Genomic DNA, 13,093 nt, shown 5'->3' with positions numbered 1-13,093 from the left:
CGGCAATTCGAATCATTCGGACGCTAGCGCCGGTCCTTCCCGCGCATGCGCTTCTCCACTTGCCTCAACGCAAGCGACAAACCGATTGTCAGGATGAGGTAGATATAGGTGACGATCGAATAGGTTTCAAAGAAGCGAAACGAGCCGGAGGCGTAGATCTTGCCCATCTGCGTGATGTCCGAGACGCCGAGCACCGAGACCAGCGAACTGTCCTTGACCATGGCGACGAAATCGTTCGACAGCGGCGGAAAGATCACCTTGATCGCCTGCGGGAAGACGACGAAGCGGAAGCGATGATAGCGCGACAGACCGAGCGCCTTGGCGGCCTCGATCTGGCCGTGGTCGACCGACTGGATGCCGGCGCGGAAGACTTCGGCGATGAAGGAGGAGTAGCCGATCATCAGCGCGATGATCGCTCGCCACATCAGCGAGAAGTCGCGCACCATCACCGGTTCGCTCAAGCCGGCCTGGACCAGCGGGCGGGTCAGGAAGTTGTAGGCGGCGACGATGCCGGGGGCGCCGACAAAGGCGACATAGAACAGCAGCACCAGCATCGGCACGCCGCGGATGACCTCGATGTAGAAGCGCGAGATCTGGCGGAGCGCAATGCTGTCGGAGAGCCCGAGCAGCGCGATGCCGAGGCCGAGAATGGTCGCCAGCGCAAATCCCACCAGCGTTACGAAAATGGTGACGCCGACGCCGTTAAAGACAGTGCGGAAGACCTGCGCATAGATGTCGTTGGTGATGATGACGACGGCAAGGACGATGCCGATCGCGACAAGGGCGACCAGCCACCAGGGGTAGTCGCCCTTACTATGCCCGCTTGGGGCTGGCTGAGGAGCCATTACGCGTTAACCGAAGACAGGATCATTCGCCCATCTTGTAGTCGAGGAACCACTTCTTGTTCAGCGCGTCGAAGGTGCCGTCGGCTTTCAGGCTTGCGATCGCGGCATTCACCGGGCCGACGAGATCGGAGCCCTTCGGGAAGATGAAGCCAAAGTCTTCGGTGCCGAGCGGGCCGCCGATGACCTTCAGGCCGCCGTTTGAGGCATCGACATAGCCCTTGGCCGCGACGCTGTCGGTCAGCACGACGTCGACATCGCCGGCCTTGAGGGCCTGAACGGTGGCGCCGAAGGTTTCGAAGAGCTTGACGCGCGGGTTCTGTTCGTTGCCATCGAGGATTTCATAGACAGCCGTATAAAAGGGCGACGTGCCCGGCTGGGCGCCGACGAGGCCGTCATTGAAGGCACCGAAGGTCTTGGCGTCGGTGAAGCGGCTTTCGTCGCCGCGCACCAGCATGAACTGCTGCGAGCGCATGTAGGGATCGGAGAAATCCACTTTGGCCTTGCGATCATCCTTGATGGTGATGCCGGTCATGCCAATGTTGTACTGGTTGTCCGACACAGCCTGGATCATCGCGTCCCAGCTGGTATTCTGGTACTCGACCTTGAAATTCAGCCGCTTGGCGATCTCGTTCATTGCATCATACTCCCAGCCGATGGCCTTGCCCGACTTCGGGTCGACGAACTGCAGCGGCGGATAGGCATTTTCAGTAACGACGACGACCGACTTGCCCTTGAGGTCCGGAAGGTCGGCGGCCAACGTCGCCAGCGGCGACAGGATCAAAGCGGTCAGTCCTGCAAGGACGGTGCGGCGGAACGGCATTAAATATCTCCCCGAAATAGCCCGCGAAACCTGTCATAGTTGCGAAGCGAATGGCAAGAGCATTGCCGCATGCGCTCACCCAAAAACAGAAAAGGCGGCCCAAAGACCGCCTTTCCATGCAAAGATTTTTGCGGGATAGGTCGCAAATGTCACTGCCAGTACCCGGAGAACATTCCGTCTGGTCCAGGTCCAAGAGGTTAGCCAGTCTTTGCAATGCCGTCGAGTTTCTCGATGGCGTCGTCCGGCAAGGCGATATCGGCAACCGCGAGGTTCTCTTTGAGGTGGGTACGTGATGAGGTGCCGGGGATCAGCAGGATGTTTGGCGCGTGCTGCAGGAGCCAAGCAAGAGCTACCTGCATCGGTGTTGCGTCGAGCTCCGCCGCAACATCAGATAGCGTGGATGACTGCAATGGCGTGAAGCCGCCAAGCGGAAAGAACGGCACGTAGGCAGTCCCTTCCACCGCAAGCTGTTCGATCAGCGCGTCATCCCCGCGATGCGCAAGGTTATACTGGTTTTGAACACAGACGATCTCGGTAATCCTTCGCCCGTCCGCGATTTGCTTGGCGGTGACATTGGAGAGGCCAATGTGTTTGATGAGACCCTGGCGCTGAAGATCGGCGAGGACGGTCAACGGTTCTTCTAGAGATCCTTCGGCAGGGCCATGGACATCGAACATGGCTCGTAGATTGACCACATCGATCACGTCAAGGCCGAGATTCTCAAGGTTGTCATGGATCGCCTGCGTCAGTGCTTCTTTTGTGAAGGCCGGATTCCACGACGCGTCTAGGCCACGCGTTGCTCCAATCTTCGTGACGATCACAAGATCACTCTTATAAGGGTGCAGCGCCTCCCTAATGATCTGGTTGGTGATGTGCGGACCGTAGAAATCGCTGGTGTCGATATGGTTGACGCCGCTTTCGACGGCTTCGCGCAGCACAGCTATCGATTCGGCGCGGTCCTTCGGTGGCCCGAAGACGCCCTTGCCAGCAAGCTGCATCGCACCGTAACCGAGCCGCGTCACCGTGCGGTCGCCGAGTGTGAATGTGCCCGATTTTTCAAGGTTGGACATGGTCTACTCCGTTTAAAGACGGGGTAGAAATAGGGCAGGTTCGCTCCGGCGATAACGGCATACATTCCGCACGGGCTGTTCGGAATTTTCGGACAATGGCTCGCAAAGGACCGGAGATCGCCCGGGACGCCGTCGGAGTGCAGTGGCGCTCTATTGCGCGCAACAAAAAAGGCGGCCCAGAAGCCGCCTTTCCCGACAATCGCTAAGGATTGAAACTTATTCTGCTGCCGGCTCAGCCGCTGCGGCAGCTTCTGCTGCTGCCTTGGCTTCGGCGGCTTCCTGAGCTGCCTTTTCGGCTGCGAGCGCCTGAGCTGCTGCAACCTTTTCGGCTTCCAGACGTGCCTTTTCCTCGGCAACGGCCTGACGCTCGGCGTCGTTCAGCTTGCGGGCGCGGGTGCCGGTGTTCTCGACGATACGAGCCGACTTGCCGCGACGGTCGCGCAGGTAGTAGAGCTTCGCGCGACGGACCTTACCGCGGCGAACGACTTCTACGCTTTCGATAGCCGGGGAGTAGACCGGGAATACGCGCTCGACGCCTTCGCCGTAGGAGATCTTGCGAACAGTGAAGTTCTCCTGCAGGCCGCCGCCGGAGCGAGCGATGCAAACGCCTTCGTAGGCCTGTACGCGGGTACGATTACCTTCCTTGACGCGAACGTTGACGCGAAGGGTATCGCCTGGGGAGAATTCCGGAAGCGTGCGCTGGGCTTCGATCTTGGCGACCTGTTCGGCCTCAAGCTGCTGAATGATGTTCATGACTCAACCTCTTTGTTGGTTCAACAGCCAGAGCGCTCTGAACGATCTATCCTTGGTCGAGCCGCAGATATTTGCCGGTGAGGGCAGGAGCGAATTCGTCTGTTTTTCTTTACGTGGTTGATGGGAGTTTTCCCATTCCGGGCGTGCGCATACCGTATTGCGCAGGCTTTGTCACCCCTTCGGCCCGGAAATTTTGTCAACCCGACCGTTAAATGTGGATACCTGGCGGCCGGCCATCTCTTATTCGTCCAGCAGGTCCGGGCGTCGTTCCCGGGTCAGTTGCAGTGCCTGCTCGCGGCGCCATTTGTCGATCGCGCCGTGATTGCCAGATGTGAGGATCGCTGGAATTTCCCGACCCTCCCATTCCTGCGGCCGGGTGTAGTGCGGATGCTCAAGCAGGCCGCCTTCGAAGCTTTCATGCAGTCCGGAAAGATCGTTGCCCATGACGCCAGGCAGAATACGGACGATCGCATCGAGTACGGTCAGCGCCGCCGGTTCGCCCCCTGAGAGCACGTAGTCACCGATCGAGACTTCCTCCAATTCACGCGCATCGATAACGCGCTGATCGACGCCCTCGAAGCGGCCGCAGACGATGATGACGCCATCACCGGATGCGAGTTCGCGCACGCGCTCCTGTGTCAGCGGCTTGCCGCGCGGGCTCATCAGCAGGCGTGGCCGGCTGTCGTTCTTGGAAGCACTGTCGATGGCGCGGGCGAGAACATCGGGTTTCAGCACCATGCCAGCGCCGCCACCAGCGGGTGTATCATCGACGGTGCGATGTTTGTCAGTGGCAAAATCGCGGATCTGCACGGTATCGAGCGACCATTGGTCACGCTCCATCGCCTTGCCGGCGAGGGAGTAGCCGAGATGACCCGGAAACATCTCCGGGTAAAGGGTCAGCACGGTCGCGCGAAACGCCATCGGCGGCCTCACTTCTTCTTTTTCGGCGTGTCGGGCGTGAATTTCGCGCTGTCATCTTCGGTATCGACGAGGCCGGCAGCCAGCGGATCGATCGTGATCCTGCCACCCTCGAGGTCGATATCGAGGACTGAGGCCTCAGAGAAGGGGATCAGTACCGGGCGTTTGCCCGGTCCCTTCAATTCCAGGAGATCGCCAGCGCCGAAGTCGAAGATGCCGGTCACGGTGCCGTAGCTGACGCCTTGGTCGTCGAGCGCTTCCAGCCCCTCGAGATCGGCGTAGAAGAATTCATCTTCCTCAAGCTCCTCATCCGGCAGGTTATCGCGCTCGATGTAGAGCTCCAGCCCGTTCAGCGCCTCAGCAGCATTGCGGTCGTTGATGCCGCGGAAGCGAACGACGACGACGTTCTTCATCTCGCGGATATCGAGAATCTCGAAGGTACGCCCATCTAGGCTGTGCAGGTTGCCGTAATCGCCGAGCGCGGTCGGGTCGGCTGTGTAGGCCTTGGCGCGCACTTCGCCGCGCAGCCCTTGGGCGCCACCGATCGTTGCCATCAGAACCGGATTTTCAAGCTTTGCCATGACGTCCTTCACATGAAGCCGCAAATCTGGGCTTCTCTTAAACGAAGTGCGGTGGAATGGAAACGAAAACGGGCGGCATGTCGCCATGCCGCCCGTTCGATAAGGGAAAGTCCCCGATTATTCTGCGGAAGCAGCAGCTTCGGCGGCGTCGGCGGCCTTCTGAGCCTTTTCGGCAGCGCGCTCCTGGGCCTTCTTGCCCGGCTTTGCCTTGACCGGGTTGTTCTTGGCGTCTCGCTTTGCGAGGCCGGCTTCGTTGAGGAAGCGCAGAACGCGGTCGGTCGGCTGTGCGCCCTGCTCAAGCCAGTGCTTGATGCGGTCGTTGTTCAGCGTGATGCGAGCGTCGTTGTCCTTGGCAAGCATCGGGTTCCAGGAACCGAGGTTTTCCAGGAAGCGGCCATCGCGCGGCGAACGGGCGTCGGCGAGAACGATGTGGTAGTACGGGCGCTTCTTGGAACCACCGCGGGCGAGACGAATTTTCAGTGCCATTTTCTTTACTCCTTGGACTTTTCTGGACCGCCTGATCCGGCGGTATGGTTCATTTTGCTGCGGCGCCGTTTTCGGCGTGGTCTGCAGCGATCTGCTCATGATGCCGGATGACTTCCTTGATGACGAAGTTCAAGAACTTCTCGGCGAAATCCGGATCCAGATTGGCATCCTTCGCCAGGCGGCGGAGGCGTTCGATCTGGTATTCTTCGCGCGCCGGATCGGCCGGCGGCAACTTGTACTTGGCCTTGAGAACGCCGACCTCTTTGGTGCAGCGGAACCGTTCGGCCAGGATGTGGACCAGCGCCGCGTCGATGTTGTCGATCGACTGGCGATAGTTCGAAAGCTGGGCTTTGATTTCAGGATCAATCATCTTCTAAGCGACCCTTCACTTTTTCTTCGGCAAGCCGGGCAGACCCGGGAAACCGCCGCCAAGGCCAGGGAGTTTGGCGCCGCCCAGGCCCGGCAAACCACCCGACATTCCGCCGAGGCCAGGCAAGCCACCGCCCGGCTTTCCGAGACCGGCAGCTTCAGCCTGCTTCTGGAGCGCTTCGAGCTGCTTGGGGTCGATGTTCGAAAGATCGGGCATGCCACCGCCGAGGCCACCGAGGCCCATCTTGCCGGCGAGACCGCCCATCATCTGCTTCATCAGGCCGCCCTTACCCTTGCCGCCCATCATCTTCATCATGTCCGCCATCTGGCGGTGCATCTTCAGAAGCTTGTTGATGTCGGCGGCATCCGTGCCTGAGCCGGCGGCGATGCGCTTCTTGCGCGAATGCTTGAGAATATCCGGGTTGGCGCGTTCGGCCTTGGTCATCGAGCCGATGATGGCGAGCTGGCGGCCGAACAGGCTGTCATTGAGGCCGGCCGAGGCCATCTTGTCCTTCATCCCTGCCATGCCGGGCATCATGCTCATGATGCCGCCCATGCCCCCCATCTTCTGCATCTGGCGCAGCTGGTCGGCGAGATCGTTGAGGTCGAACTTGCCCTTGGCCATCTTGGCGGCCATGGCGGCCGCCTTCTCGGCGTCGATGTTTTCGGCAGCGCGCTCGACCAGCGAAACGATGTCACCCATGCCGAGGATGCGATCAGCGATACGGCGGGGATGGAACTCCTCGAGTTCGCCCATGCGCTCGCCGACACCGATGAGCTTGATCGGCTTGCCGGTCACCGCGCGCATTGAAAGCGCCGCACCGCCGCGGCCGTCGCCGTCCATGCGGGTCAGCACGAGGCCGGTGATGCCGACGCGTTCGTCGAAATTGCGGGCGAGGTTGACGGCGTCCTGACCGGTCAGCGAGTCTGCGACCAGTAGAATTTCATGCGGGTTCGACTTCTTCTTGATGTCGGCCATTTCGACCATCAAGGGCTCGTCGATATGCGTGCGGCCGGCGGTGTCGAGGATGACGACATCATGGCCGCCGAGCTTGGCTGCCTGCACGGCGCGGGCGGCGATGTCGGTCGGCGACTGGCCTGATATCACGGGAAGCGTGTCGATGCTCGTCTGGACACCGAGCTGGCGAAGCTGCTCTTGCGCAGCCGGACGGCGCGTATCGAGCGATGCCATCAGCACCTTTTTCTTTTCGCGGTCGGTGAGCCGCTTGGCGATTTTCGCCGTCGTCGTCGTCTTACCGGAGCCCTGCAGGCCGACCATCATGATGACGACGGGGGCCGCTGCATGCAGATCAACGCCGACGCCCTCGCCGCCGAGCATCTCGATCAGCTCGTCGTGGACGATTTTGACGACCATTTGGCCAGGCTTGATCGACTTCAGGATCTCGGCGCCGACGGCCTTTTCGCGGACGCGGTCGGTGAATGAGCGCACGACATCGAGCGCCACGTCTGCTTCCAGCAAGGCACGGCGAACCTCGCGCAGCGCTGCAGAAACATCGCCTTCCGAAAGCGCGCCACGGCCTGTCAGTCCATTCAGAATGGATCCAAGACGGTCCTGGAGGTTTTCAAACATCGGCTCTTCCTTGTGATTTCCGGGATGACGGAAACCTTGTGCTTTTCCTTGACGAAAACAAGACGCAAAGCCAAAAAGCACCCGAGGGCGCATCGCGCTGTCGGGTGTGGACCTCCGGGATCAGTTTATACCTTTGCGGGTCCCGGTCGGTGGCTCGAGTCTTGAAGCTCGTCGCAGATTGCGCGGCGGTAAACAGGAAAAAGCGCCGGGAGTCAAGGCAAAGTCGAGAAAAGACGGCGTTTCGACCTTTCAAAACCGCGCGCCCAATCCCAGATCTGCTTTCTCTTCAACGGAATCGCTCTTGCATGCCCACGGCCAAACGACGCAATCCCTACTATCAGGGGCCTGTCTCCGATCACTTCGACGGCACGCACTTCTTCAATCCGGATGGTATCGAGCCTCTCGGCTTTCGAGACCTGATGCGGTGGCAGTTCGGCGGCGGCCGCGATCGCTGGCCGAAGTCGGTTCCGAGCCCGTTCGCACCAGCAAAACCCGATCTGCGCGTGAATGGTGGCGATCTGCGGGTAACCATGGTCGGTCATGCGACACTGTTGGTGCAGGTCGCGGGACTTAACATCCTCACGGACCCGGTTTGGTCCGAGCGCGCCAGCCCCTTCACCTTTGCCGGCCCGAAGCGCGCCGTTGCACCGGGCATCGCATTCGACGATCTACCCCCGATCGATCTCGTGTTTGTTTCCCACAATCACTACGACCATCTTGATGTCGCGACGCTCAAGCGCTTGCAGGCAAAGCATCGGCCGCATGTCGTGACGCCACTTGGCAACGATACAATCATCCGCCGCGCCGTGCCCGACATACAGGTGACGGCGATGGATTGGGGCGAGCGCATATCCCTTGCGGGTATCGCGATCGATGCCGAGCCGGTGCATCATTGGTCCGCACGCGGCACTGGCGACCGTCGCATGGCGCTGTGGGCGGCCTTCGTCCTGTCGACACCGGCCGGGAAGATCTACCATGTCGGGGACACGGGCTTTCACGGCGGTGTCAACTATGAGGCGGCGCGGCAAATGCATGGCGCCTTTCGCCTCGCCATCCTGCCTTTCGGGGCATACGAGCCGCGCTGGTTCATGAAGGGCCAGCATCAGAATCCTGCGGAAGCGGTGATGGGCATGCAGTTGGCCAATGCGGCCTATGTGGCCGGGCATCACTTTGCGACGTTCCAGCTGACTGACGAGGCGATCGATGCGCCGCTCAAGGCGCTGGAAGCGGCCATGACCGAGCGCGGCATTTCGCCGGAACGGTTCCGACCGCTCAGGGCAGGCGAAGTCTTCGACGTGCCGCGGGCATGATCAGTGCGGTTGAGCCCCTGAGCCGTGCGTGTTGATGATGGTGTCGGCCTCCTTGCCGTAAAGCTCCTCGAAGTGATCGAAGGTCTTGGAGAAGTGGCCGATGCCCTGGGTCGCGGATTTCAGCGATCGTGCCAACTCTTCCAACACACCGCCCGGCACTAGCGCTCGGAATATGTCCCAGCCCTTCGCGTTCTCGTCTCGGTCGAAGCCAAGCACCTGTCCTTTGAGAGAGGAGACGAGCGTCACCATACCCCCGGAGTAGACCGAGGGGATATGGATATCGACCCTGATGACAGGCTGCATGAGAACGGCGGATGCCTGCGACAGCGCCTGCTTGACGCCCATCTTCCCCGCTGCACGGAAGGCGAAATCGGAGCTGTCGACCGAGTGATACTGGCCGTCGGTCAATGTCACATCGACATCGATGACCTGGAAGCCAAGCGGCCCCTTCTCCATTGCCTCGCGTGCACCGGCCTCGACGGCCGGTATATAGTTTCGCGGCACAGTGCCGCCTTTCACACTTTCGCCGAAGGTGAAGCCTTGGCCGCGTTCGTTCGGCCGGACGCTGAGCTGCACATCGGCGAATTGGCCGGCGCCGCCTGTCTGCTTACGGTGCCGGTAACGCACGTCCGAGGGCTTCGAGATGGTCTCCCGGTAGATCGGGTTCGGCGCGCGGTCCGACACTTCGACGCGGAAGACCTCAGAGAGCGTCTTGCGTAGGTCGCGTAGGTGGACTGGTCCCTGTGCGCAGATCAGTGCCGCGCCGGTGCCTTCCTCCTGCATCACCTTCAGGCCGCGATCGGTTTCCGCCAATTTCGCCAGCGTTGCCGAGAGCTTGGTTTCGTCACGTTCGCTGCCGGGAACGAGGATTCTTTCGAGCATGGGTGTCGGAGGTGTCGTCCAGTCGGGCGGTTCGACGCTGGTGGACAGCGTCAGCAGGGCGGGCGCGGGCAGATGGTCCGACTTGAGAGCGGCAAAGATGCCGCCTGCTTGCACGGTGCCGCTGATCGGCTTTCCGCTGCCGGCTTCCTGCAAGGGACCCAAAGTAGCGCCGCCGAGGGAAGCGCCTTGCTTCAAGCCATCGGCAAACGCGCGTATGAGGACTGTCTTGCCGACATTGGCCTTGTGATAGGCGTGGAAACTAACGGCAGAAAGTTCCGCCTCTTGCGCGCCGGAGCTTCCAGCGAGCCTGGTCCGTAGCGCTGCTGCCGGTGGCGCCTCGTGGCGAAGAGCCTTCATCAGGCGCATGATGCCGTTGCTGTGCGAGGCGGCACCGAACAGCACGGGGATGACCCGGTTCTCCTTGAGTATCCGCGAGGAGATGGCAAACAGCGTATCACTTGCCGGCTCACGGTCTTCGATGAGCTCCTCGAGCAGCCAGTCGTCGAACTCCGAAAGCTGCTCGAGCATCTCTACGCGCGCCTCGTGCTCGCGCTCGACCGCATCGTGCGGCAGTTCGATCAGCGCGGAAGGCTGCCCTTCCCGGTAGCGCCAGGCCCGTTCGGAAATCAGATCGCAGCTGCCGACAATCGTGTCGCCTTCGCGGATCGGGACTTGCCGTAGGACGAGCGGATGGTTGGAGTAGGTCTGAAGTGCGGCGATGACATCGCGCAATCGGCCGCGCGGCTCGTCCATCCGATTGATGAAGGCCACGCAGGGCGTTCCCGAGGCCTCGATTGCGCGGAGATAGGGTGCTGCCAGAACGGCTTCATCAGGTGTCGGCGATATGCAGAGAATACAGGCGTCGCTGACGAGGAGGGCGTCCTGCGCCAAGGCCAGGGCCTCGTTTGCCCCGGGGGTGTCGATCGCACACCAAGCTTCGTCCTTGAAATCGAATTCCGTCAGGCTTGATCCATATGGAGAGGCTGACTTTCTGGGCGTTCCCTCGAGCGAGGCCAGCTTTGCGACGAGCGTCGTTTTTCCCGTCTGCGAGGGCCCAAGTACCGTGAAGCAGCGCATCGGCGATCCTCCCTGCCAAAAGCACGCATCCGAAACCAAAGAATGCCTCTAAGCGAAGAAAAGTGCCAGATAGTTGCGATCATTCTTAAATATGAGGCTTCGGTATGGTTCTCCCATGAATGTGTCGCGGTGCTCGGGTCCGTCAAGCCACTGGTAATTCCCCCGCATTTCCGCCATATACAGCCCAAACAGAGACGGACATGACACCTATGAGCGCAACGGTCGAATTCGCAAAGATGAACGGGCTTGGCAACAAGATCCTGGTCGTTGACATGCGCGGCCGTGCCGACAGGGTGACGCCTGCAGCTGCAATCGCGCTGAATGCCGAGCCGGACACGCAGTTCGACCAGATCATGGCGATCCATGATCCGAAGGCAGCGGGCACGGATGCCTGGATCGATATTCTGAACTCCGACGGTTCGAAGGCACAGGCTTGCGGCAACGGTACGCGTTGTGTCGTGCAGGCGCTCGCTTCGGAAACCGGCAAGAAGGTTTTCACTTTCCAGACGGTGGCAGGCATCCTCAATGCCGTCGAGCACGCGGATGGGACGATCTCCGTCGATATGGGTAGGCCGGTCTTCGACTGGGACAAGATCCCGCTTGCCGAGGAATTCCACGATACCAGCCGTATCGAGCTGCAGATCGGGCCGATCGACAATCCCGTGCTGCATTCGCCATCCGTCGCTTCCATGGGCAATCCGCACGCGATCTTCTGGGTGGATCGGGATGTGATGTCGTTCGATCTCGGCCGCTTCGGCCCGCTGCTCGAAAACCATCCGATGTTCCCTGAGCGCGCTAACGTCACGCTGGCACAGGTGACCTCTCCAAGTTCGATCACAACGCGCACCTGGGAGCGGGGCGCGGGACTGACGCTTGCTTGCGGTTCTGCCGCCTGTGCCACGGCCGTTTCTGCCGCCCGCACCGGCCGCACGGGGCGCGAAGTCGCTGTGAAGGTCGCAAGCAGCCCCAACCAGGGTGTGCTCACGATCGAATGGCGCGAGCGTGATGGTCACGTCATCATGACGGGCCCTGCGGAATGGGAGTGGTCCGGCACGCTCGATCCGTCGACCGGTGCGTGGTCGCGGGATGCGGCGCAGGGAGCGGAAGCGCGGTGAGCGGCGTTGAGGTCATCACCTTCGGCTGTCGTCTCAACACCTACGAATCCGAAGTGATGCGAGCGGAGGCCGAAAAGGCCGGGCTCAACAATGCCATCCTCGTAAATACCTGTGCGGTTACCGGCGAGGCTGTGCGTCAGGCTCGCCAGGCGATCCGGCGTGTACGGCGCGACAATCCTCATGCCCGTATCATTGTGACCGGCTGTGCGGCCCAGACGGAAAAAGAGACTTTCGCCGACATGGCCGAGGTCGATGCCGTCCTCGGCAACGAGGAAAAGCTGAAGAGCGCGTCCTATCGCGCCCTGCCGGATTTTGGCGTTTCGGCCGAAGAGAAGCTGCGCGTCAACGACATCATGAGCGTGCGGCAGACGGCGCCGCAGATGGTTAAGCACATCGATGGTCATGTGCGGGCTTTCATCCAGGTTCAGAATGGTTGCGACCACCGCTGCACCTTCTGCATCATTCCCTATGGCCGCGGCAATTCGCGCTCCGTGCCGATGGGGGCAGTCGTCGATCAGGCCCGCAAGCTGGTCGAAAGCGGGTACCGGGAAATTGTGCTGACGGGTGTCGATGCAACCAGCTATGGCGCCGACCTGCCCGGCGAGCCGACGCTCGGATTGCTTGCCAAGACGCTTCTGAAACAGGTGCCTGATATTCGCCGTCTGCGGCTTTCATCGATCGACAGCATCGAGGCCGACAGGCATCTGCTCGATCTGATTGCCGACGAGGCGCGGTTCATGCCGCATCTGCATCTATCGCTACAGCATGGTGACGACATGATCCTGAAGCGAATGAAGCGCCGCCATTCGAGCGCGGATGCCCTGGCTTTCGTTAACGACGTGCGCCGCCTACGACCGGACATGAGCTTCGGTGCTGATCTGATCGCCGGCTTTCCGACCGAGAGCGAAGGCATGTTCGCCAATGCCATGCGGCTGGCGGAAGAGGCCAATATCGCCCATCTCCACGTGTTCCCTTACAGCCCACGACCGGGAACACCCGCCGCGCGAATGCCGCAGCTCGATCGCGCGCTGGTCAAGGAACGGGCGGCGCGACTTCGCGCCACTGGACATCGCCTGCATCAGTCCCATCTCGACGGGATGGTCGGAACACAGCAATGGCTGCTGGTGGAAAACAACGGTTTGGCGCATACCGAGAACTTCACTCTTGTCGCAGCAGTAGGGCTTGCGCCCCGAAGCTTCGTGCAGGCTGTCATCACCGGGCACAACGGCAAACACCTCGACATGCAATTGACGGCCGCCGACGCGGCCTGAGCTTA

13 protein-coding genes are annotated in these 13,093 nt (G+C 61.0%); 3 read left to right on the top strand and 10 right to left on the bottom strand.

Annotated features, from left to right (window positions below; translation table 11 throughout):
• Window positions 1-23 precede the first annotated feature (23 nt).
• The 9 genes from FHX09_RS10575 to ffh all read right to left on the bottom strand — a co-directional run bounded on the left by FHX09_RS10575 (window position 24) and on the right by ffh (window position 7,433).
• The gene (locus FHX09_RS10575) at window positions 24-845 is read right to left on the bottom strand and encodes an amino acid ABC transporter permease (RefSeq protein ID WP_007794386.1); all 822 of its coding nucleotides are present in this window, start codon (window positions 843-845) and stop codon (window positions 24-26) included.
• 22 nt (window positions 846-867) lie between these two features.
• Window positions 868-1,665: a transporter substrate-binding domain-containing protein gene (locus FHX09_RS10570; RefSeq protein ID WP_007794384.1), complete on the bottom strand. Its 798-nt coding sequence runs from the start codon at window positions 1,663-1,665 to the stop codon at window positions 868-870.
• A gap of 197 nt (window positions 1,666-1,862) precedes the next feature.
• Complete coding sequence (locus FHX09_RS10565; RefSeq protein ID WP_132588610.1) at window positions 1,863-2,735, bottom strand: aldo/keto reductase family oxidoreductase; 873 nt, start codon at window positions 2,733-2,735, stop codon at window positions 1,863-1,865.
• Window positions 2,736-2,951: 216 nt separating this feature from the next.
• Window positions 2,952-3,488: a 50S ribosomal protein L19 gene (gene rplS, locus FHX09_RS10560; RefSeq protein ID WP_007794379.1), complete on the bottom strand. Its 537-nt coding sequence runs from the start codon at window positions 3,486-3,488 to the stop codon at window positions 2,952-2,954.
• 240 nt (window positions 3,489-3,728) lie between these two features.
• Window positions 3,729-4,409 carry a tRNA (guanosine(37)-N1)-methyltransferase TrmD gene (gene trmD, locus FHX09_RS10555; RefSeq protein WP_007794377.1) on the bottom strand — a complete coding sequence of 227 codons (681 nt, stop codon included), beginning with the start codon at window positions 4,407-4,409 and terminating at the stop codon, window positions 3,729-3,731.
• Between the two features lie 8 nt (window positions 4,410-4,417).
• Window positions 4,418-4,987 carry a ribosome maturation factor RimM gene (rimM, locus tag FHX09_RS10550; protein ID WP_132588609.1) on the bottom strand — a complete coding sequence of 190 codons (570 nt, stop codon included), beginning with the start codon at window positions 4,985-4,987 and terminating at the stop codon, window positions 4,418-4,420.
• A gap of 117 nt (window positions 4,988-5,104) precedes the next feature.
• Window positions 5,105-5,473 carry a 30S ribosomal protein S16 gene (gene rpsP, locus FHX09_RS10545; RefSeq protein WP_007794371.1) on the bottom strand — a complete coding sequence of 123 codons (369 nt, stop codon included), beginning with the start codon at window positions 5,471-5,473 and terminating at the stop codon, window positions 5,105-5,107.
• A 49-nt stretch (window positions 5,474-5,522) separates the two neighbouring features.
• The gene (locus FHX09_RS10540) at window positions 5,523-5,843 is read right to left on the bottom strand and encodes a chorismate mutase (RefSeq protein ID WP_007794368.1); all 321 of its coding nucleotides are present in this window, start codon (window positions 5,841-5,843) and stop codon (window positions 5,523-5,525) included.
• Between the two features lie 15 nt (window positions 5,844-5,858).
• Window positions 5,859-7,433: a signal recognition particle protein gene (gene ffh, locus FHX09_RS10535; protein WP_132588608.1), complete on the bottom strand. Its 1,575-nt coding sequence runs from the start codon at window positions 7,431-7,433 to the stop codon at window positions 5,859-5,861.
• Window positions 7,434-7,738: 305 nt separating this feature from the next.
• On the opposite strand from ffh, the gene FHX09_RS10530 reads away from it, so the two are divergent.
• Window positions 7,739-8,743, top strand: coding sequence for an MBL fold metallo-hydrolase (locus FHX09_RS10530; RefSeq protein ID WP_007794362.1), 1,005 nt, complete (start codon window positions 7,739-7,741; stop codon window positions 8,741-8,743).
• Here FHX09_RS10530 and FHX09_RS10525 read toward each other — a convergent pair whose 3' ends face one another.
• Complete coding sequence (locus FHX09_RS10525) at window positions 8,744-10,702, bottom strand: elongation factor G (RefSeq protein ID WP_132588607.1); 1,959 nt, start codon at window positions 10,700-10,702, stop codon at window positions 8,744-8,746.
• Between the two features lie 209 nt (window positions 10,703-10,911).
• Between FHX09_RS10525 and dapF the strand changes: the two genes are divergently transcribed.
• Together dapF and mtaB are read left to right on the top strand one after the other, a co-directional pair.
• Window positions 10,912-11,817: a diaminopimelate epimerase gene (dapF, locus tag FHX09_RS10520; protein WP_132588705.1), complete on the top strand. Its 906-nt coding sequence runs from the start codon at window positions 10,912-10,914 to the stop codon at window positions 11,815-11,817.
• Window positions 11,814-13,088 (top strand): tRNA (N(6)-L-threonylcarbamoyladenosine(37)-C(2))-methylthiotransferase MtaB, encoded by a 1,275-nt coding sequence (gene mtaB, locus FHX09_RS10515; protein ID WP_132588606.1) that lies wholly within the window; start codon window positions 11,814-11,816, stop codon window positions 13,086-13,088. Before dapF ends, mtaB begins: the two co-directional genes overlap by 4 nt.
• Window positions 13,089-13,093 lie beyond the last annotated feature (5 nt).

Origin of the sequence: Rhizobium sp. BK538 (genome assembly GCF_014197575.1) — a bacterium.
Lineage (GTDB): Bacteria > Pseudomonadota > Alphaproteobacteria > Rhizobiales > Rhizobiaceae > Rhizobium.
The sequence above is the reverse complement of the archived record's forward strand: the minus strand, read 5'-3'. Positions and strand labels throughout refer to the sequence as shown.